This window comes from Pigmentibacter ruber, from assembly GCF_009792895.1.
GTDB lineage: Bacteria > Bdellovibrionota_B > Oligoflexia > Silvanigrellales > Silvanigrellaceae > Silvanigrella > Silvanigrella rubra.
Genome location: NZ_WSSC01000001.1, coordinates 483272 through 506966, shown reverse-complemented (window position 1 = coordinate 506966; position 23695 = coordinate 483272). Strand labels below are relative to the sequence as shown.

The following is a 23695-nucleotide window of genomic DNA, read 5'->3' as shown; positions in this document are numbered from 1 at the left end:
ACATACAATATTATATGTGTTCAGTGCTTTTCGCAAATTACTTTTTCATAAATAAAATTTGGTTTATCGAGAATTGAATTTTGAATAAAAAAAACGGTTGTAAATGTAAAAAAAATGCCTAAACTTGCAATAAATACGCCGCCTAAAAATCCTAACCAAAACCACCATTTTTTTATTTGATTAGGATTTTGGTTCTTTTCTTTTGAGTTTTTTATCACATCATTTAAAAAACTTTGAGTTTCTTGTGCACCAATAATAACAGGAATTGCTTTGTCTGAATTATCAAAAACGAAAGAATTCTTATTTTGGCTCTTCATGGGCTAGACACTCCCAGGGGCATACTTCCTTCTAATAGAGGGCAATGAAGAAAATATCGTTCCTGCTCTAATCGATTCACGCATTTCAAAAGTCAAATCGAATAAAAATTGCAAGTTGTGTATCGACAATAATCGAAAAACTAGTAATTCTTCTGCAACAAAAAGATGACGCAAATAAGCACGGGAGTAGTTTTGGCAAGTGTAACATTTACATTCTGAGTCTAACGGTAATTTTGAAGTTCTATGTATTGCATTCTTTATTTGTATTTTTCCATTTGCTGACGCAGCTTGGCGCACAAAAACACTGCCATTTCTCGCATTTCGGGTTGGCATAACACAATCAAACATGTCAATACCAAGCATAATAGCATCAATTAGATCATCAGGAGCACCAACACCCATAAGGTAACGCGGTTTAAATTTTGGCATCCAAGGCATTGTTGCTGACAGTAACCTGCGCATTTCACGTTTGGACTCACCAACTGATAATCCTCCAATGGCATAGCCTTCAAAATCATTTTCAACCAACTGTTTGATACTTTGCACTCTTAAGTCACCGTACATACCACCTTGTACAATTCCAAATTGAGCTCTATTTAATTTATTCCTAGCCATTCTTGCGCGTTTTGCCCAACGCATAGATCTTTCCATGCTCGACAAAGCTTCAGCATGCGTTGCAGGATATGGAGTGCATTCATCAAGAACCATTTGAATATCAGAATCAATATCTTCTTGAATTTTAACCACATTTTCAGGTGTTAGAGTGATTTTAGCGCCGTTAATATGATTTGCAAATGTAGCGCCTTCTTCAGTTAATTTCCGTATTTTAGCAAGACTCATAACTTGAAATCCGCCACTATCGGTTAAAATAGCTCCAGGCCAACGCATAAATTCATGTAAACCACCAAACTCACGCATGAGTTCCATACCTGGACGTAAATTTAAATGGTAAGTATTTCCCAAAATCAATCTGTAACCAATTGAATAGACATCTTCAGGCGAAAGTGATTTCACACTTCCTACAGTCCCTACTGGCATAAATATGGGAGTTTCTAATTCAACTGAGCCAAACTTTAATTTTGTAATTCGCGGCCCTACATCCTCTAACAAAGACATATCTTTTGTTTGCGCAATTCCTTTTTGCAGAACTTGATCAAACTCGGAATAAAGATCTTGGGCTTTTAAATCATTGGTATCGAATTGACCCGATTTAAAATTTTCTGGCAAAGGTAAAGATTGAAGTAAATTAAATTCTATTATATTTCTATCTGATAACATTGTTAATTATTCTCTCCAAATATGAGAAGACTTGAATCACCATAACTTAAAAAACGATAGCGATTTTCTATTGCATACGCATAAAACTTTTGCCAAAATTCATAACCCATTAATGCAGCGATTAACATTGCTAATGTACTACATGGTTGATGAAAATTAGTAATTATAGCATTTCCAATAAAAGGTTTAACTATATCTAATTTATTTTTTGGATAAATAAATAATTTTGTTTGAAGCCATTTATCTGCAAATGGTAATAATATTTTAGATAAATTTTTATCCAGAAGATTTTTATTAAATTCTGCATAATTTAAATTTTGAAATATATGACGAAAAAAACTTTCAACAGCTCGTAAAGAAGTAGTCCCTATAAAAACAATAGGCCAATTATTTTCTAAATGTTCAATAATTTTTTTTACTAACTCTTCCGAGAGCATAAATATTTCTTCATGCATATCATGTTCTTCTATATTTTCACTTTGAACAGGTAAAAAAGTTCCTAACCCTACATGCAAAGTTGCAGAAGAAAATATAATATTTTGCTCCTTACATTGAGCAATAATTTCTTCAGTAAAATGCAAACCTGCAGTAGGCGCTGCACTACTTCCTTGTTCTTTTGAATTTGCATAAACCGTTTGATACCTTTCTTTATCCATAGAAGTATAATTTTGAACTTTATTTGGATCTCTTTGAATATAAGGTGGTAATGGCATTTCTCCATATTTATCAAGAATTATTTCAAGAGTTTCATTCAATACTAAAGAAACAGATGGATTTTCAAGATTTTCAACTTTGAATAAAGGAACTTTTCTATCATCATCTGAATAAAGAATTTCACCAACTTTTAATTTATTTTTAGGTCTAAGTAAGCAAGCATAATTTGCTTTATTTCCTCGCTCTAAAAAGAAAACTTCACCTCTACCACCTGTAATACGTTGAATGCGAACGCGTGCTGGATATACTTTAGAATTATTAGCAATCAATAAAAGTTTTTTTTGTTTCTCAGCCAAAGAAAAAATTTTATTCAATATTTTGGGCAAATCTTCAAATTTATTATCTAATATAGATTTTTCTGTAGAATTACAGACAAGGAGTCGACTTGCACTTCTTTGAGATAACGGGACTTGAGCAATGAGATCTTCAGGCAAATCATAGTTAAAAAATTCTTTTTTCACTAATCTACAACCAATCTTTTTAAGTGAGGGCCAATTCGCGTCACTACTTCATAGTTAATGGTTTGTGCCCAATCTGCTATTTGTTCAGCAGAAATAGCTTCATTGCCATCTTTTCCTAAGAGTGTCGCAACAACTTCAGAAGTGTTTTCTCTTGTTGCTTCCGTTACGTCAACAATTATATGATTCATCATCACTCTTCCAAGTATTTTGCAACGTATTCCATTCACAAGAACATATCCTTTATTAGATAAAAGTCTTGGGTAACCATCAAAATACCCTACAGGCAATAATGCAACCCTCAAGTCTCTATCAGCCCTACAGGAACAGCCATAACCGATGTATGTTCCTGCAGATATTTTTTTAATACTTTGGCTATGACATTTCCAAGTTAAAACAGGTTTTAAATTTGGTAGTTCGCTTTTTACCACTTTTGCAGATAACTTTGTTTCATTTGAAGGCCATAAACCGTAAAGTGAAATTCCAATCCTTGCAATGTCATAATGGGAAGCTGGTATGATAAGAGTTGAGGCACTTTGCGCAATATGTTTTTCTAATTTATAACCTATGTTTAGTTCTTCAGTGATTAAATCATATGCTTTATCTAATTTAGCTATTTGCTCAAAGGCATAAGATTGTTCTGTAACATCTTCGGTATTTGCAAAATGGGACATAACCCCTTGCACATAAATTAAATCGTTGTTTTCCTTTAAAAAATTTAATTTTGTTTGAATTTCTTCTAACATAAAGCCTTCTCTCGAAAGACCTGTATCAATGTGTAAATGTGCTTTTAACTGTCTGTAACTATTTCCTTTTTCTTTTTCAGATTTCCTTAATTCAGAGATATAATTTTCCCAAAATGGACCTGTTATCGCAACTTCAATCACTTTCTTTGCACACAGAACAGATTCAGCAGGAGAAATTGCTCCTAGAACAATAACTCTTTTTTGCACCAACTCATTGTCTTTTTCGAATTTCCGAATCTTAAAAGCATCTAAAGGAGAAATGACAAATAAAACATCTACATAGCCATGGATACATTCAAGAATTTCTTGAAACCCATGTCCATAAGCATTTCCTTTAATGACTCCACCTAAAATAATATGCGATTCCATTTGGGATCTGTAAGTGTTGATATTTTTTATAATTGCAGACTTACTTAGCTCGATCCATGAAGCACAATCCTCGTGATCTATAATTTGAACTGACTCTGCCATGAACCAACCTCCCTGTGAATAACTCAGGCATTAAAAAGAAAAATGAGCTGTTTTTACGATTATAATATTTTTTAATTATTCGTAACAATCCTATGGAACAAAAAGTTTACACCGATAACTAACAGGGTCGATAGATAGAGTAGAATCGGGGCTATATGGATAATGAAAGGCTCATAGCGCAAATATCACAAAGAGAAGATGCGAGTGTAGATAAGGTTGCAAGTCTGAAGATAAAAAGCAGCCCTATCATTGCGCGTATGCAAAGAGCTGATGAGCTGAGAAGAAAAACAATTAAAGTAGATGGACTTAACAAATCGCGTTTTTGTAAATTAAAACTGCAAGAAAGTTTTGATTTATTACAAAAAGCCCTTCCTTTTGAATATGGTGAAAATTTAGAGCTCTTTTTAAAAAGTAACGAATTTGAAGTTTTCACCCGTTGGGTTGAAGGTACAACATTATTTGATGCAAATAAAAAAGATCCACCTATTAAAGTTAATGATTTTATACGCTTAAGAAATAGGATTCGATTTTGGGTTAGAATTTTTGAATATTTATCTTTTTACCATACAAAAGGAATTATTCATGGAAATTTAAAACCACAAAATATTCTTATTCGTGATAGAGCAACAGTTGATATTAAGTTAACTTATGAATCAGAATTTTTTGAGAGAAAAGAAGAAATCCCACATATTATCTTTCTTGATGGTGGATATGCGCACTTTTTGCCAAGCTCCTATGAACAACAAAACAATGAAGAAAGAATTTCTATTTTTCAAAGAATTGTTGAAAAAAATTATTGGTTAGCACCAGAAGCTAGAGGATTAATTGAAGGTTCTTACCGAGAAAATTCTGATATTTTTAGTCTTGCGGCAATTATGGCTTGGGATTTAGGACTAATCAAAGATTCAGGTTTAAGTGTTTTAGAACAAATCTGGTCAGCATTTTTAGTACCAGAAGCAAATACTTTTATTTTGGGAAATGATTGGTATAAATGGACAACTCGACATCCAATTTTTGAAACTATTAAAAGATTAAGAACTATACTCTTAAAAGCTCTTGAACCCTTACCAGAAAAAAGAATTTCTAATGCTAGAGAATTAGCTTTTGAATTAATTATGTTGTCAAACAAACTTACAGATAATATAGATATCCAAAATATTAGTAATATATATACTAGCTATTCACTAAATTATGCTGACAAACATAATCAAATCTTACTTAACAAAAATTTTGATATACCAGAAACTGTGAGTGATTTTTTACTGCAAAAAAGTAACAAGGATAAAAATAGATTATGGATAGATGCTAAAACTTTAGGAGCTAATAAACATCTTTTAATGCGAAATTTGTGTGTAGGATTAAATATAATTAATAAACATACTTTTTTCTATCCAGTGAAATTTAGTTCATTAAAAATTCCATTTTCAACATTAAATGATTTATGTGAAAATTTATTAAATTATGCAATTTTTCTTAATCCTAAGTTTTTGCAAGAAATGAAATCAATTTTCTTTAATTTAGGAAATCAAGTAGAGATTTTATTTTATATTTTACCATCTTTAAAAAAATACGCAGAAAATAAAAATGTAGCAAAAAAATCTGCTACAAACTCTCTTATTCAAATAACTCATGAATGGCTTTATAGTAACATAGAGAAAATTTTTGAAAGAATTATATCTTCATCTGAAATTTCTTTTATTATCATAGATGATATTAATAGATCAGACTTTTCATCATTGCCTGTTTTATTAAATATTATTAAAAAGAATTCTATAAATAATAGGTGGATTTTAGGAATAAGATCTGAAGAAGATATTTTTGATGAAGAAATTAAAAAAACAATCCAATTACTAAAAAGCCAAGATGTTATTTTTTCAAATTTGAAAGATGATAGAACTCGCACTTATTGGGTTGCAAAACTTAATCACTTAACAAGTCAGCAAGCCCGTTTTCTCGCAACATGGGCTATGGCAGATTTGAAAATTGATACTGATATTATAGAACTATTGAGTAGTAAAGTAATGAACCTAAAAGAGATATTTTCTGAAAAATACCATGAAGGAAAAGAAGATATCAATTCCATTAATTCAGAAGTAAATGACCTAATACAAGAAGAATCAGAAGAAATCAGCACTGAAACAAGTCCACCACCAGAATTAGATGAAGAGTCAGAGGAAAAAATAGAGAAAAGAAAAAAAGATCCTTTACATTTAGCTTATGAAACTTTAAATGTGGCTATTAAAGTAGGACTTGTTTCTGAAAATAGAGATATATTAACAGGACATTTAATAAGTTATTATTGGGAACATCAATTTATCTGGTTAAGCTTATCTTTATTGCTTAATAAAGACATAAAATCAAAAATTTATTATTTATTATCCGAACATTTATGCAATAAATTGAATGAAAAAACAACTCTTTCTGAAATTATTCAAATTTCTGAATATTTGTCCAGATCAGATCTTAAAAAATGTTCATATAGTGCATATTCAGCACTCTTAATTGCAACTGAAGACTTATGTGATTATACATCAACTGAATTTATTATTTCTAAATTACAAATGCTTAGTGAAAACATTGAAAAAGAATCACCTGATGAAGCTCCAGTACTCATTCCTAAAATAAGAGAACACATTGCCGATCTTTCTCTTTCTTTAGGAAAGTATGAACAAGCTGAAAAATACTACCAAGCTGTAAGCTGGAATACTGTAAATTTAAAAAGAAAAGCTATTTTAACAATTAAAAGCTTTTTTCCTTCCCAAATTAAAAAGAGAGAAAAAAGAACGGATGAATTTTATAAACTTATTCATCTATCTGAAGCCTCTGGAATTATAGAAAAGTCATTATTTGAAACAAAAAGTTCTTATATTAGTATTATTGAAAGTGAAATATATAAAGTACAAAAAAAATTACAAGAACAAACGGAATTTTTAAGTAAAGTAGATTCAAATAATTTAAAAATATTGATGGAGAGTATCACAAATCCAATTGAATTTCAAGAAAATGCAAAGCAAGACAAAACAAAACTATTTCCAAAAATGCGCCCTGTACGCAGTGCAGTGTTGTCACGTTTTTTTAGATCATGTATAGGATGGATAGATAATAATGTTTTAATTCCTCAAATAGTTAGAGTATTAAATTTTACTATTGATAGTAATGATGGTGAAAGCATTGTTCATTTATTATTTTCTTTACTTATTTGTGCTGAAAGAAATATTCCCAGTCGCCTAAGATCTTTAATAATTGAAACCATTCTTGAACTCTCTGGAAGATTAGGTAACGACTTAAATATTTTTGAAGCCTATTTATTAAAAGCATGGTCCTCTATTTTTTATGACGGCAATTTACTAGAAGGCAAGAAAAATATTGATAAGATTAATTCATCCATGTCCAATGATCTCCCTTTTTCATTGCGTCAATGTACAAGAAAATTACAAATTTTAATTGAATTTGAATCCATGAGTTTTGATGCAATTAAGAATCATAAAAATAATCCGCAAAAATATATTAAGAAATTTCAAGATTATCATCTTACGGACTGGTATATTGGAAATGTTATATATTCAGTTCAACAAGCTCATTATAAATTAAAAAGAACTCCTGGTGATGAATTATTTATTGGTAATATTCTTGATGAAAAAACCGATCAACTGCTCCTATTAACACATCTTTTATTTGAAAAAGGACATGCGCATGCTGCCTCAATAATTACACAAGAAGCTAAAGAAGCGGGCATAAGACAATGGTTTGTGGATCCATCAACTCATATTGAATTTGTCCCTGAATTATTTGCAAACAAAATGTATGAACTCTCTACTTTAAAGAAAAAAGTATTTGCCTCTACTCCTCAAAGTAAAGCTAATAGATTTCTTAATCAAATAAAAATGTTTAAGAAATTTATTTCTTTTAACAAACAAAGCTCATTAAAGTATTGGGGTGAAGATAGAGCTATTCTTACTGGAAATAAAATTGAAAAAGCAAATACACAAGATACGGAAAGGCTTCACTTTTTATCCCAAACTGCTATTTTATCAGGATTTAATTGGACAGCTTACCGTTTAGCTTTAAAAGCAAGGACAGATATTGTTGTTATTATAGATGACTTGAAAGATATAGAAAATACGGTTAAAGGACATGCTACTATTCGCAAAGATCAAACTAGTAGCCCAGAACTCATTTCTCAAAATTTCACTAGAATGAGTGATGGCCATGATCGATTTGATGAATTAAAAGATAGAGCCTATATGGCCTCACAAGCCTATCCAGAGCAAGGTGTAGCAATAAACTATGTTCTAGAGTTTCTTCATAATTTTCAAAATAATATTCAGAACTCAAAGCTTTCTGAAGAAGAACTTTTTCTCCTTGCCAACATGATTCATCGTTCCATTCCAAAAGACAGCGACATTATAGAATCAACCTTAGCAGGGGCATTAAAAGCATCGGCCAAAAGATTGATATTAAAAGATAAAAGTGCAGAAAACCCCTCTTCAAACCCGCAGCAAAGCTCCCAAGAAGAAGATAAATCAAAACAAAATGAGCAAGAGAATTTGAAGCAGACAGGATAGCTATTGACATAGCTAGTTGAGTCCATTATGAAGATGGGACGTTTTATTTGCGTGATGTGTGATGTGGAGAAATTTTCTCAGGAATATCACACCCGTTTATTCTTGAAAATTTTTGTACTGTATTTCAAAGGGGATAACCTTCTGAAATTACTATAAAAGGATACCCTCGTATGCCAACTCCTAAGATGAAAGTTTCCCGCGCTCGCCGTAACTCACGCCGTGCTCATGACGCTCTAACAGCTATCAATTTTTCAAAATGCTCTAACTGTTCCGCTCCAAGACTTCCACATTCAGTATGTGAGTCCTGCGGTTTTTATAAGGGTCGTTTTGTAGCTAAAAACATCCTTAAAGCTGACTTATTGGCTGTTTTACGCTAATTAAAAGACTTTTAAAAAGGGGATGATTTTTGGATCATCCCCTTTTTTTATTTTACTTAATTGCTAGAAGATCCCCAGCGAGTATAAAATTCAAATATTTTTGGTCTATTAACCCAAATTAAGAAACTTAACAGACAAAATATAACAACCCCACCAACAAATAAAAAAGTGATAGGAATAGAAAAATAATGGGCTAGCAAACCATTAGTAAGATTACTTCCAAACATTCCAAAAGAGTATGCAATATTATAAATAGCATATGTAATGGCGTAAGCCCCTGAATTTCTCCGCTCAGCTGCAGAACTTAATTCAGAAAGTGTAGGGTTTAGAGCTAAACCATAAGCAGCATTTGCAAGTGATAAAACTATCCCAGCATTTATCAAATTTTTTGAAATGCATAGAATTGGGATTGAAATAGCTAGTAAAAACATTCCAATAAACATTACTTTGGTAGGATTAAATTTATCTGCAATAACACCAATTAAAGGACAACTTAATCCATAAATAAGACAGCCTATAGAAAAAAGTGCGCCGATTTGTGTAGAATTTGCAGAAGCAGCATTTTTCAAAAAAATAGGATAAAGTGGCTCTAAAACACACCAACACCAAGCAACCATAGCAATCACTACTGCTGCAAGTAAAATTGTTCTGTCCTTTGTGAGAACTATGATTTCTTTCATAGGGATTGTATCTTTTTTTTGCCCATTTTTTATCCAATGAAATCTGCAAAATAAATCACAAAGCATAAACCCTGCGAGAAGTAGAAAAGGAGCATGATAATTGTATTTTTCAAATAAAAAACCACCCAGTAGAGGCCCAACCAACAAACCAAGTGTATTGCCAAATAATGCATAACCTAACATTTGACCTCTTTTAGCTGAAAAATGATCTGTGATGAATGCTAAACCAGAAGTCCATGTAGTGGAGGCTGCAATGCCTTGAGCAAATTTAGCAACCAGCAAAAAACTAAATTGATGCGAGAATGCAAAAACAGCCAAGGCAATAAATTGAATTAGAATACTTGCTAACATTGGTAAGCGCCGACCAAATTTATCAGACAAATAGCCAGTTAACAGAGTAAACAGAATTACCCCTAAAGCGTAACTAGCACTCAAAAACTCATACATCCAATCTGCTGAGAGTTCTGCAGGTGAAAATGGTAACAAAGGAATTAACAAGCCATAAAATAGGCCGTCAGTAAACAAAGCTAGAGTAACAACAATCATAATTTTGAATGACTGAGGCATATTTCACCATAATTTTATATTTATTTTATTCTTAGTTTATTTGTTCTGTTTAATAATCATTATACCAGTTTTTATGATATACTTTATAAATAACCATACGTGGATCAATTGATTTATTTTCTCTTCCGCGATGAAATATTCTTCCATCAAACAACAGCACCGAACCGGCTTGTACTTCTGTTTGAAATTTAGGTAAATCAACACATTCATCGTAAGATTTTTTATGTGAGGATAAAATAAATTCTGTTGCCCCATTATGCAGATTTATATTTTCAAGAGGAATAAGCATAGTATAGTAAAATGGAGGCATTAGTTTTACTTCAATTGAATCATCATATTTTTGTTCGCTTGCTTCTCCATGCTCAAAGAAAGGATATATATCTCTATGCCATGGTCCATTATCAGAATTTGGAATTGCTGGCACAACTCCTGCATGTTGGCTATATTGAGATTTTAATTTCATTTCCATCAAACTACATATTGGTTCAGGATTTAAAAAATCATCTGTTGCAAAAATTCCTTCTGAAGTATTCAATGAATAATCATATCTACCTTTAGCAAGTTCAATTATTTTTTCATTGTTACTATCATTATAAAATTTCTTTTTATTGTAATATATTTTATCGAATGCTGTAATATATTCTTTAATTTGTGGATTAGAATTTTGGACGATATTTTTTACCTCTACAAATCTTTCTAAAGCGGCGCTTTCAAATAATTTTAACAGATTTAATGGAAATACATTTGGAATAATAACAACACCATCTTTATCCAGTTTTTCAGAATATATTTCTAAATTCATTTTACGATACCCTTTTTTATATAATTATTGATTAAGTATCAATCTCGACCCCAAACCTCTACAATAAAGTCTGAATAAGGAACATTTCTTGGGCTAGCTACATAACCTAATTCAGTTCCAGAACATAAGGAAGAGTGGTTAGCTTGAATTGTATTTGTTAGAATTTCATAACCAGCATACACTCCTGCAAAAATAACAGGATCAAAACCTCGATACCATGGTTTATTACACATCAAATCAAATCTAATATTTTGATTTAAAATTAACTTATTATCTAATGTTTTTAAGCGAAAATAAACGCTAGAATACTTTCCGCTATCAACAATACTTTTAAAGTCAAGAAAGTCTACAGAAGATCTTTTTTGTTGTCCAGGCAAAGGATATCTTCCTGATTTTGTTTTAGCTATTAAAGAACCTATGTTTGGCTTTAAAAAACTTTCATCATAATCAAGTAGTAAATGACTTATTTTTTCTTTATAGTTATTCAAACATTCAATTAAATTTTTATGACATTCTTTTGAGAAATTTCTTAAAGAATCAATATTTATTTCCGACTTATCTAAAATTTCTTTCAAATTATTTCTCTCATCAATAGCAAGATTTGTTGATTCTAATATAGAATTTGCAATGGAGTAATTATTTACTTCTCTTGAAATAGCTTGATGAATAATATTTTTTAACTTTGAGTAATTTAATGAATCCCCATAATTTTCTAACCAATTAAAGTTAAAAGACTTACCACTAGGATCAAGAATATTTAATTCATCATAAGGCATAGTTTGGGAAGATTCTACTACCCAAGAATCAGGATTATTTGGACTTAGTTGTTTACTAAAGTCTTCTGCAATATATTTATTTAATTGATTAATAGTGTTTTGGCATTCCTCAATTTTAGCTATTTCGCATGATGTTTTCATACTCAAAATTTCTGTTAAATTAACAGGATTTCCACCTAATTGAACTGCATATAAATTTAAATGCATCCCTTTTTTTGTTTCATCATCTAAATATTTTACATTTGTATTAATTCCAATTTTTCCTGCAACTGATAATATATTTTGTGCTAAACCTAATTTTCCTTCAACAGTATTTAATGTTTTTTGCGAATCAAAATTTAATTTTAGTGTTATCAATAGTTTTGCTGAAAGTTTTTGAGCTACAACAACTTCATCACCACATTTTTTAATAAAATTAAAAGGGTCATTTAATTTTCCATTAGCATTAAAGTAACTATATGCAAAAGGTTTTAATGTTAATTTATTTTCTTTTAAGTTTGAAACTTTTGTTTCACCTAATCTAACATATACAGAATAAGTAGTTGTGCGGCTCAATCTTGAACTTGCTGCTTCTCGTGAATATTTTATTTCTGGTGATAATTCAATTCCTTTTACAGGAACAGTTGCAGAAACCCCGACATTTAAAGCCGTTCTAAAGTCTTCTTCTTTCATATTATCTGATAAACTAATTGCTGTTTTCTCAATAGATTTTGGATATAATACTGCATCACTTTCTAAGCAAGTATCTGTAAATGAATATCCCATTTTATTAAAGCCTTGCAGAAGTGAATTTGCAGTAGCTCCAGTTGTAGGAATAAAACTTTGCTCATCTACTGAAGAATCTTCATTACTTCCTTTTTCATAATCTAAAAAATCTTTTTCCTGCATACTACTATTTAAAAAACTTTGTGCTACTGCTTGTTCATTTGGATGTTGATTTTGATAATTTTCTTTTTTTCCACAAGAATAAAATGCGAAAACAAAAAAAGAACAAATTGGCAAAATAGTATAACGTTTTTGCATGAAAGACCTCTAAAAATCATTTTGTTAACTGACCAACAAGTATTTTGAGGATGATAATTTTAATTTCATAAATTGCAAGAAAAATATTCTATATAAAATTAATAATTTTTTTTATTTATTTTTTTGGTAAGCAAAATAATTACTGATTATTAAGAAATAACTATTGTATAATTATAATTTTATCTGAAAAAAAATATAGATAACTTTAATGCCAGAATAATTTAAAGAATAAATTTAAATATTTATCTTTAAAAATTTATTCTTTCCCCCAAACTTCGACTATAAAATCTGGATGATTCATATTTTTGGGGCTGGCAACATACACCATTTCTTCATTTGAACACATCCTAGTATAATTTAATTCGAGTGTATCAATAGTAACTTCATAATCATTAAAAGCACTTGCTATAATTATAGGATCATCTCCTCTGTACCATGGCTTGTTACACATTAAATTGAAGCGTATAGATTTATCACGCATGAGCATGTTATCAATTGTTTTAATCTTAAAATAAACACTATTAAATTTTCTATCTTCAATAACTGTTTTCAAATTTAAAAAATCACTTGAAGATCTATTTTTTTGCCCTTCGGAGGGGGTACTATCAGAGCGAATTTTACTTATTAATCTCCCAATATTTGGTTTAAGGTAATATTCATCATAGTTTTCTAAATATTCTTGAAACCCTGACTCTTTATTAAATAAACAGCTTTTTAAATCAGAATAACACAAAGCAGAGTAATTTCTTAAAACTGAAATATTTTTTTTAGTTTTTCTAATTATCTCTTCTAATGCACTTTTTTCATCTGTTGCTAAATTACTATTATTTATGATAGAATTAGCAATTGAATAATTTGCATACTCCTTAGATATTCTAGTAGATAAATCTGATTTTAATATGCTAAGATTAATTGAATCTTTAATGTCATTAGTCCAATTAAACTTTAGATATTTACCCTTATTATTTAAAATACTCATTTTATCATATGAGGTTGTTTTTGAACTTTCTATAGCCCAAGTTGACATATCATCTTCATCAAGTTGTTGCTTATAATCCTCTGAAATATATTTATTTAGTCTTTGAAAAATTAAGTTACATTCTTTTAAATTATCAAGACGGCAGGAATTATGAGTTGAAATAACTTTCATCATTTCTTCTGGCTGACCTCCAATTTGAATGCCATGTAATTCCAACTTAATTTGTTTCCTAGTACTTTCTTTTAATTGATTTAGTTTAACTGTAGGACCAATTTCTACTCCTTCCAAAATGAAGGCATTTAATACGCCACCTATATTTGCGTTAAATTCCTTCAACGCTTTTATAGAATCAAAATTAAGTTTAATAGTTATCATAAGTTTAGATGAGTATACTTGTGATGTAACTATTTCATCCCCACATTTTTTTATAAAATTGTATGGATCAATTAACTCACCATCGTTATTAAAAAAATGATCATAGCTAGGTTTTAAAGTGAAATTATTTTCGTGCGAAGTGTCTATTTTACTTTCACCTAACCTCACATAAGCATGATATGTAGTTGATCGACTTAATTTATTTATAGCCGCATTTTTTGAATAATTCATCCCCGCAGTGATATCAATTAGCTCTCCAGGTAACTTTATATCTGTTCCAATATTTAATTTTTGTCTAATTTCATCATCACGTAAATCATCGATATAACTTACTAATATTTTCTCAATGTTGCTTGGATATATAATCTCTTTTTTCAAAAAACAGTTTTCAGCTAATGTAACCCCCATATAATGAATACCTTGCATCATTCCAGCCTGATTTTTATCTAAGCTAAATTGGCTTTGATTGACATTCTTAAAATTATCATCATTAACTTTCTTTTGTTTTCCACAACCTGAAAAAACTATTGGAATAAAGCACATTACAGAAATAAATTTATGAATATTTTTCATAAAAACCTCAATCTATTTTTATAGGTTTGTCTCCATAACCAAATAGTAAATGTTTTTTTATAAAAATCAATAAATTTTATAAAATAATTTTAAAATATTTCCTTAAAACTTATAAGGTATTGCATAAATAATTGTTTTAATTAAAAATATATAAATAAAAATTTATCTTTAAGTTTTTATGAAATAAATTTCATATTAAAAATTAAAACTTGAATATTTTTATTTTTAAAATAATAAATTATTGATATTTCTATAAAATATTTTAACAATATTTTAATTTTCTTATAAAAATTATATTTCTAAAAATTATTAGTAATTTTATATATATCAGTTTTTTTGAAATGCTTTTTTGAATTTTTTAACTACACTGGGATGAGTGCCTTTACTAAAAGTAATGTACATATTTCCATCAATTTTATTGGCTTCAATCAACTTCTCAAGGTCATCAATGGATGCATTAAATTCTTTTATCTTATCTTTCACAGTTTTATCACTCAAGATAATTAACTGGCAGCGGTTATTTAAAAATTTTTCTATATTATTTGAATAATGAGTTGTTTCTTCAAAATTTGTAAACTTTTCATGCTTTAAGGTTTCATGAGTGTTAGTGTCCCTTACAACGCATATTGAATATTTTTTTGCATCATCAAATTTAGTTAATTTGATGTTTTCATTCTTTTTTAACTTATAAAAATATAACTTTTGTTCATAAACTTTTATAGCAAAATCTAGATACTCCATACGTTCAAAGGTTTTAGCTACAGGAAATAACATTACATTTTTATTATTTCTGGCAGTTAAAAGAGCTCTTGTCCATGGAAGGACTTCAATTTTTTTGGGATCTAATTGTAATTTTTGAAAGGCATTGACAACTTTTGAACCGATTTCGCCACTTAGAGTATGGTTTTCTGTTACTACAACATATGGAGGATTACTTTCTGTGACAAATTGCATTTCCTTAAAAACATCAGCGTAGCAATTCAAACTTATAAATATACTAAGCTTAACAAAAAAAGAGATTTGCATTTGAAACCTTATTTTTTATAAATAATTAATAATATTTATAAAAAAATTAATCTTTGAAGTCAACGAAAAAATGTCAAAGTAACTATTCAGCCCAAACTTCATAATTAAACACACCTAATTTTTCTAAGTCTGAATTTCTTGTGCTAGCAAATAATTTTTTTCCTCTGCATTCGCTAATCATAGAATCAGTAACAGGATAAGTTTTATTTGGTAGTAAATTTTGGAACCAAATTTTACCGAATGAATCAAAAAACCAAGTAGTGCATCTTAACGTTGAACTTAAATTTAACGCAGGGTGCTTTTCTACTGTTATTTTGTTTCTATGCATATCCAAATATTTAATCATAAAATTTGAATATCCTCTCAATTGAAAAGTTTCAAAAAAGTCACTACTTATTCTGTCAGATCGAAAAAAGGGACCAAAATACCTTGGTTTTTTCCATTCAGCTTGACTTAATGCTACTAAACTCCAGGTTTTAATATCATCAAATATGGGATTTTGTTTATTTACAATTAAGGAGTTATTTGTAACATAATTATTTTGGCAATGTACAATATCTAAAAAACATGAATTCATAAACCTAAATAAAGTATATAAATAATTTTCTGAATTTTCTTTAGTCTCCACAACAGCTGCAATTTCATCTGTAGCTAAATGTTTGTATGCTATACTATTCTGTATATCTTGAGCTCGAATATAATTTTGAAAATTTTGCCGTAAATCTTTTCTGATTTGTAATTTAAATTTTGATATTTCTAAGGTTTGACTTGTAAGTTTTAAAATTTCTTTACTGATGTTGCTTCCTGTTGGATCTGTAATTGTAACGTTTCCATATAAAGATTTTTCAGTATCAGCTAAATAATATTTCTTATTATTCATTTTATCGCTTGGGTCGGCTGTATTACTTTTTAACTGTTCAGGAAAATCTTTTGCAGCATAATTTTGAATTGTTGTAAACAAAGAATCACAAGCACCTGGATCACTTAATTTACAATTAGCAGCAAGTAACATTGGCAGCTTTTCAGGCTCTCCACCTAATTGAATTGCTTTTATTGATATACTAATATTTTTCTTTAATTCATCTGACATTTGGTTTACTTTTACTTTTATTTCTGGCGACATTCCTTTCATATTGGAACCATTTTCAGAGTTAGATAAAACGTCTCTTAGTTCATCTAAAGTCGAATTAATTTTATTTGAATTTCCGTTACTTGCATTTGATATTATTGAAGATACTTCACTTAAATCATTAAAATCATTTGACAATGGATCAGCTATACGATTTCTAACTTTCGAATTATTGCTAGAATTCCCTGATAAATCTCCAAATTCATTTACATTTGCAGGTGAAATTGAAGTATTTTTTCCTCCTAGATTGAATGGAACGGGCATCGAAGCACCCATCACAGATTCAAACTCTGATTTTGTTTTAGAATCTGAAAAAATAAATTTAGCTGTTATTATTAATTGAGCTTTAATATTTTGTTTAACAATAAATTCATCTCCACAAGAATTAAAAAAGTCTGTTTTACTACTTTTCAAAATAGAATAGTGCTCACTTCTTAATTTTAAAAATGATGTGTCTTTTATAGCTAGTTTATTATGTCCTCTTATGACTTCTATCGTTATACTAGAAGTTCTTGACAAACTGTTTACCGCTGATTCCATAGAATATTTTACTTCTGGCGAAAGAGTTATTGGCACACCGGATGCCTGAATAGGAATTGTTGCATTGACCCCAATACCTAACTTTCCTAGTAATTGTTCACTTGTAAGATTTTCTTCATACGCAATTTTTGAAGATGGTTCATAAATAAATTGATAGGAAGCATTTTCAAAGCATCTTTCAGCAATTAAACCCGTTATACTATTGTAGCCACGACCAATTGAGTCAGTTCTATCATCAATTTTATCATTTAGATCATTCATAATATCGCTAAATTTATTTTTAATTGATGAGCGATATGAACTAAGTTGACTTTGTTTTTCTTCTTGAAAACTACTTTGCTCCTTCCCACAGCCTAATAATAAAAAAATACTAAATGTAATGCATATCCTTGCATCCTTCATACATTAACACTCCTTGTTAGTACAAATTTGAAGCTATTCTTTATGATTCCTTTATAAAATTTAATAATCTAAAAAAAGAAATTTTTCAATATTAATATATTAAATAAATTCTTATATTATTTTTAATAATTATAAAATTAAAGAAATAAAAAAAAAAGCGGATTATATATTCATGAAGAAGCTATTAATTTCTTTTGTTTTACTTACCATTTATTTTTACTTTATGAAGAAATATTTTTCATTTTTAATGTGCCCAAATTTCTAAAATAAATGGACCTAATTTTTCTAAATCACTATTAATAGAACCAGAAAAAGAAGCCTTTGTTCCACAAATATTGAGCATATTTTCTGTAATTGGAAAAACAGTATTTGGATAAACTTCCTGCAACCAAATATGACCTAAAGCATCACTCAACCAAGAATGACAACGAAATGAAGTAGATAAATTAACATTAGGTAATTTATCTACAGTTACTTTATTTTTATCTTTATCTAAATACTTAAAAAAGAAAAGAGAATACCCTTGAAAAATAGAGTTCACAAAAAAATCTTGTGTAATTCTATCTGAATTAAAAGCACCCAAAACATACCGAACTGGTTGCCAATTTGCAGAAGTAGATGCAAGAAGCTGCCAAGCATGAATATCATCAAAATTTTTCTCAAAATTTTGATGAAAAATATTTTTACTATTTGAATACTCATTTTGGCATTTTATTGTATCTGAATAGCATTGCCTTACAAATCGCATTAAATTAAATAAATTTTTTTCTGCTAAAGATAATGTTGAATTCACTAAATTTATTTCGTTCTTTGCTAACAAATTAAAACTCTTTGCTGATTTTATGTCTTGCGCAAATAAATATTTTGAAAAACTGTCATTTATATCATTTCGTATATTTAACTTTAATTGTGAAAATAAAATACTGTTATCCGAATATTTTTCTATATCTTGATTTATATTAATGTTATCATTAGAAGATATTGGAATTGAACTGTATAAAACTTTTTCAAATTCACCAGCATAAAATTTATATTCTGGGTTTTGTTGTTCTAAATTTTTTTCATCCTGAAGTTGATCCAAAAAATTATTCGCTGCATAAATCTGAATAAGTTTAAAGATTGAATCACAAGTTTTTAAATCTGATAAATTGCAGGCAGAAACTGCAAAAGATGGCAATTTTTTAGGTTCTCCTCCAAGTTGAATTGCTTTTATACTTAAAAATATTTTTTCTAAATTCTTTTGACTTATTTTGTTCAGTTTTATTTTAATTTCAGGCGATAATCCAGAACCTTTTTCAGTAAAAAGAACATTATAATCCTTTTTTAAAGCTTCAAGAAATTCTGTTAGCTTTCTAGGTTTTGGCTCTATTTTAGATTCTGCATTAAGATTAGGGACAGAAATAGATTCTTTTAGCTCTTCTTTCTTCGCAAAAATAATAAATGGGTTAAACATACTTGTACCCATCGCATTTTCAAATTCTTTTTTTACATTTATATCTGGAAAAGTATATTTTGCTGTGATGAATAATTGAGCTTTTAAAAATTGCTTTACTATTACTTCATCACCGCAAGTATTAAAAAATTCACCTAAGCTTTGTTTTACAAGTTTATAGTAATTATCTTTCATTTTGAAAGAATTTATTTTATCTTTTATAAATATTTGATTATAACCCTTTTTTATTTCAATTACTAAATGCGATGTTTTTGATAACTCGCTTACAGAAGAATCTCTTGCATAATTTATTTCCGGCGAAAGAGTTATTAATCCGCCAGTAACTTGCAAAGGAATATTTAAATTTATTCCAATTCCTATCTTACTTAATATTTGACTTGATGATAAGTTTTCTTCATAGGTAATATTAGATGCAGGTGCATCTATAAATTGTACACTATCATTTTCAAAACAACTTTCACTTGTTGTTCCTGTTAAACTATTAAAACCTTTGCCGACTGAATCGTACCGAAAATCCAATGTTTTATTTAACTCAATAATTTCTTTTGGAAAGCTAGACTCTATCATTTCTCTAGAAATATTCGTCGCAGGGTTATTAAACCCTCCCGTTTTGGAGCATGCAATGACAAAAAAAATAACAGGAAATTTATAAAGAAAAATCCGCATAGTTGCTCCTTGAAACAACGCAACTTTCGGATCGGAACAATGAATTTTTTATTTAGGAAAACAAGGATTTATTATCGTCTAATAACGCCTAAAGCGGTATGATTTGGTAACAAAACGGTTTCTGGCAACATTATAGTACCTGGATTCGTCACTGAATTACACCCTGTTTGCGCTCTATTGCCAAGCACTGCACCGAATTTTTTTAACCCAGAATCTATTTTTTTATTGTCTAAAGCCAGAATAATATTTTTATGATTCATTTTTAAATTTGCTAATTTAGTTCCAGCGCCTAAGTTTGTATCAACTCCTAAGAGGGAATCACCAACATAATTGAAATGTGCTGCTTTTGCTGAAGGCATTAAAATACTTCCCTTGCATTCAGTAGTATGTCCGACAACTGCGCCTTGCGAAATGTATACTGAGCCTCTAACATAGGCACCATGCCGAATAATGGCCTCGGGACCAATAAAAGTAGGTCCTGAAATATAAGCTCCCGCTTCAACAACAGCTCCCTTTGAAATAACAATTGAGTCTTTGTTCTCTAAATAAACATGCTCACTCACTAGACCTTTTATTCTTTGTTCTGGCGGAATTTTTTGGATACAATTTTCAATAAATTTTGTGAGAGGCTTCCCTAATGCTTGCCAAGGGTATTCTACTTCAAGTAAATAGCGATAGAGTTCTTCAGAAATGTTTAATTCTTTGAATCTTTTTAATTCAAAAAGAAAGTCATTAGTAACAAATTTAGATTCTATTGATATACGATTCATCATTCCTCCTATCAATGTAATACTAGTTTAACAAAAAACTAGAGTTTTGAGAAGATCTTAGTTAACTAAAATTAAAAGTTAAGTATACAACTTTTTATCCGAAAGATATATAGATTCCTGAATAATAATCAGGCATCAATAAGATTCAGCTTAAAAAGGCGTGAATAAAATGTTTGATAAAAATATATTTAAAGAAAAATTTCGTATTTGGACAGAAGAAAACCCTAATGCTTCTTGTGAAGAAGCAAAAAAAGTCTGTGAAATTTTAATTCCTTTTGAATATAAAGAAAAATTTTATTGGCTAGAAGAAGAATCATTAGCTTGGTTTGCATGGAAAAAAGAATTACATAGACAAAAGCTGAATTCCGACTTAGACTATTCTTCAGAATTATTGTCTAAAAATATCCATTAAATTTTTATTTTATTTTGAGCAAATTTTCTCTAAGTTTGGAAAGATATTCTTTTGCGCGATTATCAATTTTTGAAAAATCAAAATAACTAGAGTCCCAATTATTCATAAATGCTTTCTTTAAATGTTTAAACGCTAAACCTTCTGCTTCTCTATAAATGTTATCTTCACTTACAAATCTATTGCCTTGAAACACCAAATCGCATATATCATGTAAATTTTTCCAATTATTTGTCAGTTTTGGATTAATTTTTAATTGATTCCAATGCATCAAGCATATAAAACGATCTATTTCACCAAGCATTTCAATCTCAAGTTTGGAAATACTTGAATTTAAAATTACAGAATCAATTATTATCTTAAAATGACTTACTTCTTCAGAAATAACAGCTAATGAATTTAATGATATAAATTCATTATTTTCAATTTCATCAATAATATATTCACCAAATTGAATTCCAATATATAATTCATTATTTTCTGAATTTTCTTCAAATAATGTTTGCCCGCAATTTGCATGTAATTCCCCAGTTGGAGCAGAAATCAAATAATTATCAATCGGATCTTGATTATAAAAATTATAATAGCTTGAAAGTATATTAATTAAATGATTACAACTTGAAAATAGTTTAGATTGATTCCTAATTCCCATTAACTAAACCTTACGAGTTGATACTTTAATTGGAGTTACCCCTCTTAGAAATAATTCTTTTTCTAGCTTTGCGCTATTTGTATTCAACCAAGCATCATAAATACTGAGCAATGATCTCTCTTGACCTGATTGTGTAGTTTGCTCAGATATATCAAGTAAAATATCTACAGCAATATTAAAACTACAACTCATTTCATAATAAATTTTGGACATAGTTTCTTGGTACGTTGTTTTTCCTTTTAATAAATTAGATAACTCATTGTAAGCAGATTCGCCCATATTTACATAATATTTAATATTAAAGCTTTTTCTATTGAAATACTCTTGGAAAAATCCTGAGAAGTATAAAGCAGTATCGGCAAGTTTTTTATATAACGCTATTTTTTCATTATGCGGGCTTTCTAATGCTTTTTTCAATATCAAGGCAAGACAATCTTCAGTATCATCTGATTCTGTACTTCTAACGTGAGCACACAATAAATTAACAATATAAAACTCAACATTTTCTGTTAATTTAAGTCCCTGCCTCTCCTGAGCTTCAACAACCATTTCATGAAAAAATTGTGTTGGATTTAAACCTGTCATCCAAAGAGCATTTTGATCCAATTTGGAGCTCATTTTTGCCTCCAATTAACTTAACGAGATGACTTAGTTAATTTTAAAATACCTATTATAAATAGTCAAACGCCGTCATTATTGTATATCGTCAGATAAAATTGATGATTAAAGGTTTTTCTTTTGTTTCTCTTGATTGTAAGTATTCATATTGGTAAGCCATTGAAAGGTGAATGAATAACCCTCAATTAAGACTAGCTGAGGAGTCCTAAATTTTGTCCAGCGAAGAAAAATTTAACAATTCTAATATTTTAAGTACAATTGAAGACAATCCAGAATTGATGATCAGTCGAAAAAATGATCATATTTCAATCTGTGAAACAAAAGATGTTGAGTCCCTTGGAGAAAACTTTTCTCAATACTTCTTTACACCTGAAGCTCTACCTGAATTTCATTTCAACGAAGTTAACACATCACAAAAATTCCTTGGGCAAACATTTTCTTTGCCAATCCTGATAACTGGAATGACTGGCGGAGTTGCAAAAGGACAAGAAATCAATGAAACCTTGGCTCTAGTTGCACAAAAATATAATATACCGATGGGACTGGGTTCACAAAAAATGATGCTTTCTGATTCAAAATTTCAGAAATTGTTTGATGTGCGAAAAGTGGCGCCTCATGTTTTTTTAATTGGGAATTTAGGAGCTGTAAGCCTGAATTATGGTATAAAAACAGAAGATATTCAAAGACTTATAGATAAATTGCAATTAAACGCATTTGCCCTTCACTTAAATGCTTTACAAGAATGCATTCAACCCGAAGGTGAAAGAAATTTTTCAAATTTATTAAATAAAATTGAAAATATAGTAAAAACTATTTCAGTACCTCTCATAATTAAAGAAGTAGGCTCTGGAATTTCCCCTGAAACGTTCAAAAAACTTGTTTCTGTTGGTGTTGCTAGTGTAGATGTTGGAGGAAAAGGCGGAACGAGTTGGGGATATATTGAAGGCTTAAGATCTCAAAATGATGGTCAACGCCTTGGCGAGTTATTTCGCAACTGGGGTATGAGAACGGATGAGTCTTTATTGGCATGTTCTAGACTCAAAAAAGAACTCGGATACAATATCCCTTTAGTGGCAACTGGTGGAATGCGCAACGGATTACAAGTTGCCAAAGCTGTTGCCTTAGGAGCGACAATGGCGGGTGTTGGTCTACCATTATTTAGAGCGGCTATTTCAAATGAAAATGGTAGTACCCCGCTAGAAACTGTTGAAAAAGAATTGCAGTTTTTTCAAAAAGCTCTTTCTATTACAATGTTTTGTTCAGGAGCAAGAACTTTAAAAGAATTGAGTTCTAGAATCGCAGGAGTAACTAAATGCTAAGGGTATTAAA

The 23695-nt window shown here is 29.6% G+C and carries 18 protein-coding genes; 4 read left to right on the top strand and 14 right to left on the bottom strand.

Features of this window, described 5'->3' with window-relative positions:
- Positions 1–20: 20 nt before the first annotated feature.
- The 4 genes from GOY08_RS02135 to alr are packed head-to-tail and all read right to left on the bottom strand — an operon-like array spanning position 21 to position 3984.
- Positions 21–317 (bottom strand): hypothetical protein, encoded by a 297-nt coding sequence (locus GOY08_RS02135; protein WP_158996912.1) that lies wholly within the window; start codon positions 315–317, stop codon positions 21–23.
- Positions 318–320: 3 nt separating this feature from the next.
- A complete protein-coding gene (tgt, locus tag GOY08_RS02130) occupies positions 321–1595 on the bottom strand; it encodes a tRNA guanosine(34) transglycosylase Tgt (RefSeq protein ID WP_202914010.1) in 1275 nt (424 codons plus the stop codon).
- A gap of 2 nt (positions 1596–1597) precedes the next feature.
- Complete coding sequence (gene queA, locus GOY08_RS02125; protein ID WP_158996911.1) at positions 1598–2770, bottom strand: tRNA preQ1(34) S-adenosylmethionine ribosyltransferase-isomerase QueA; 1173 nt, start codon at positions 2768–2770, stop codon at positions 1598–1600.
- The gene (gene alr, locus GOY08_RS02120; RefSeq protein ID WP_158996910.1) at positions 2770–3984 is read right to left on the bottom strand and encodes an alanine racemase; all 1215 of its coding nucleotides are present in this window, start codon (positions 3982–3984) and stop codon (positions 2770–2772) included. Before alr ends, queA begins: the two co-directional genes overlap by 1 nt.
- 155 nt (positions 3985–4139) lie before the next feature.
- Here alr and GOY08_RS02115 point away from each other — a divergent pair, with 155 nt between their 5' ends.
- Positions 4140–8549 (top strand): protein kinase domain-containing protein, encoded by a 4410-nt coding sequence (locus GOY08_RS02115; RefSeq protein WP_158996909.1) that lies wholly within the window; start codon positions 4140–4142, stop codon positions 8547–8549.
- Positions 8550–8719: 170 nt separating this feature from the next.
- Positions 8720–8926, top strand: coding sequence for a 50S ribosomal protein L32 (rpmF, locus tag GOY08_RS15715; RefSeq protein WP_158996908.1), 207 nt, complete (start codon positions 8720–8722; stop codon positions 8924–8926).
- 56 nt (positions 8927–8982) lie between these two features.
- Here the strand turns inward: rpmF and GOY08_RS02105 are convergent, their stop codons facing one another.
- The 8 genes from GOY08_RS02105 to GOY08_RS02070 all read right to left on the bottom strand — a co-directional run bounded on the left by GOY08_RS02105 (position 8983) and on the right by GOY08_RS02070 (position 20687).
- Positions 8983–10173, bottom strand: a complete 1191-nt coding sequence (locus GOY08_RS02105) for an MFS transporter (RefSeq protein ID WP_158996907.1) — start codon at positions 10171–10173, stop codon at positions 8983–8985.
- Positions 10174–10222: 49 nt separating this feature from the next.
- Positions 10223–10975 carry a phytanoyl-CoA dioxygenase family protein gene (locus tag GOY08_RS02100; protein WP_158996906.1) on the bottom strand — a complete coding sequence of 251 codons (753 nt, stop codon included), beginning with the start codon at positions 10973–10975 and terminating at the stop codon, positions 10223–10225.
- Between the two features lie 38 nt (positions 10976–11013).
- Positions 11014–12774 (bottom strand): hypothetical protein, encoded by a 1761-nt coding sequence (locus tag GOY08_RS02095; protein WP_158996905.1) that lies wholly within the window; start codon positions 12772–12774, stop codon positions 11014–11016.
- 256 nt (positions 12775–13030) lie between these two features.
- Entirely contained in the window at positions 13031–14701 is a 1671-nt protein-coding gene (locus tag GOY08_RS02090; protein WP_158996904.1) for a hypothetical protein, read from the bottom strand.
- Positions 14702–15028: 327 nt separating this feature from the next.
- Positions 15029–15727 carry a substrate-binding periplasmic protein gene (locus tag GOY08_RS02085; RefSeq protein ID WP_158996903.1) on the bottom strand — a complete coding sequence of 233 codons (699 nt, stop codon included), beginning with the start codon at positions 15725–15727 and terminating at the stop codon, positions 15029–15031.
- A gap of 82 nt (positions 15728–15809) precedes the next feature.
- On the bottom strand, positions 15810–17798 hold the full coding sequence (locus GOY08_RS02080; protein WP_158996902.1) for a hypothetical protein: 1989 nt from the start codon (positions 17796–17798) through the stop codon (positions 15810–15812).
- A gap of 244 nt (positions 17799–18042) precedes the next feature.
- On the bottom strand, positions 18043–19917 hold the full coding sequence (locus GOY08_RS02075; protein WP_158996901.1) for a hypothetical protein: 1875 nt from the start codon (positions 19915–19917) through the stop codon (positions 18043–18045).
- A 71-nt stretch (positions 19918–19988) separates the two neighbouring features.
- A complete protein-coding gene (locus GOY08_RS02070) occupies positions 19989–20687 on the bottom strand; it encodes an LbetaH domain-containing protein (RefSeq protein WP_158996900.1) in 699 nt (232 codons plus the stop codon).
- 169 nt (positions 20688–20856) lie between these two features.
- Between GOY08_RS02070 and GOY08_RS02065 the strand changes: the two genes are divergently transcribed.
- Complete coding sequence (locus tag GOY08_RS02065; RefSeq protein ID WP_158996899.1) at positions 20857–21099, top strand: hypothetical protein; 243 nt, start codon at positions 20857–20859, stop codon at positions 21097–21099.
- Positions 21100–21103: 4 nt separating this feature from the next.
- Here GOY08_RS02065 and GOY08_RS02060 read toward each other — a convergent pair whose 3' ends face one another.
- A complete protein-coding gene (locus tag GOY08_RS02060; RefSeq protein WP_158996898.1) occupies positions 21104–21748 on the bottom strand; it encodes a hypothetical protein in 645 nt (214 codons plus the stop codon).
- Positions 21749–21751: 3 nt separating this feature from the next.
- Entirely contained in the window at positions 21752–22366 is a 615-nt protein-coding gene (locus tag GOY08_RS02055; RefSeq protein ID WP_158996897.1) for a hypothetical protein, read from the bottom strand.
- Between the two features lie 212 nt (positions 22367–22578).
- On the opposite strand from GOY08_RS02055, the gene fni reads away from it, so the two are divergent.
- Positions 22579–23685 (top strand): type 2 isopentenyl-diphosphate Delta-isomerase, encoded by a 1107-nt coding sequence (gene fni / locus GOY08_RS02050; RefSeq protein WP_158996896.1) that lies wholly within the window; start codon positions 22579–22581, stop codon positions 23683–23685.
- Positions 23686–23695 lie beyond the last annotated feature (10 nt).

What these genes read in the sequence shown, in the direction of transcription:
- alr (WP_158996910.1), bottom strand. Translation starts at nt 3,984, where the DNA reads ATGGCAGAGTCAGTTCAAATTATAGATCACGAGGATTGTGCTTCATGG.
- GOY08_RS02060 (WP_158996898.1), bottom strand. Translation starts at nt 21,748, where the DNA reads ATGGGAATTAGGAATCAATCTAAACTATTTTCAAGTTGTAATCATTTA.
- GOY08_RS02055 (WP_158996897.1), bottom strand. Translation starts at nt 22,366, where the DNA reads ATGAGCTCCAAATTGGATCAAAATGCTCTTTGGATGACAGGTTTAAAT.
- GOY08_RS02105 (WP_158996907.1), bottom strand. Translation starts at nt 10,173, where the DNA reads ATGCCTCAGTCATTCAAAATTATGATTGTTGTTACTCTAGCTTTGTTT.
- GOY08_RS02065 (WP_158996899.1), top strand. Translation starts at nt 20,857, where the DNA reads ATGTTTGATAAAAATATATTTAAAGAAAAATTTCGTATTTGGACAGAA.
- GOY08_RS02095 (WP_158996905.1), bottom strand. Translation starts at nt 12,774, where the DNA reads ATGCAAAAACGTTATACTATTTTGCCAATTTGTTCTTTTTTTGTTTTC.
- GOY08_RS02070 (WP_158996900.1), bottom strand. Translation starts at nt 20,687, where the DNA reads ATGAATCGTATATCAATAGAATCTAAATTTGTTACTAATGACTTTCTT.
- GOY08_RS02075 (WP_158996901.1), bottom strand. Translation starts at nt 19,917, where the DNA reads ATGCGGATTTTTCTTTATAAATTTCCTGTTATTTTTTTTGTCATTGCA.
- GOY08_RS02115 (WP_158996909.1), top strand. Translation starts at nt 4,140, where the DNA reads ATGGATAATGAAAGGCTCATAGCGCAAATATCACAAAGAGAAGATGCG.
- GOY08_RS02080 (WP_158996902.1), bottom strand. Translation starts at nt 17,798, where the DNA reads ATGAAGGATGCAAGGATATGCATTACATTTAGTATTTTTTTATTATTA.
- GOY08_RS02135 (WP_158996912.1), bottom strand. Translation starts at nt 317, where the DNA reads ATGAAGAGCCAAAATAAGAATTCTTTCGTTTTTGATAATTCAGACAAA.
- tgt (WP_202914010.1), bottom strand. Translation starts at nt 1,595, where the DNA reads ATGTTATCAGATAGAAATATAATAGAATTTAATTTACTTCAATCTTTA.
- GOY08_RS02100 (WP_158996906.1), bottom strand. Translation starts at nt 10,975, where the DNA reads ATGAATTTAGAAATATATTCTGAAAAACTGGATAAAGATGGTGTTGTT.
- GOY08_RS02090 (WP_158996904.1), bottom strand. Translation starts at nt 14,701, where the DNA reads ATGAAAAATATTCATAAATTTATTTCTGTAATGTGCTTTATTCCAATA.
- rpmF (WP_158996908.1), top strand. Translation starts at nt 8,720, where the DNA reads ATGCCAACTCCTAAGATGAAAGTTTCCCGCGCTCGCCGTAACTCACGC.
- GOY08_RS02085 (WP_158996903.1), bottom strand. Translation starts at nt 15,727, where the DNA reads ATGCAAATCTCTTTTTTTGTTAAGCTTAGTATATTTATAAGTTTGAAT.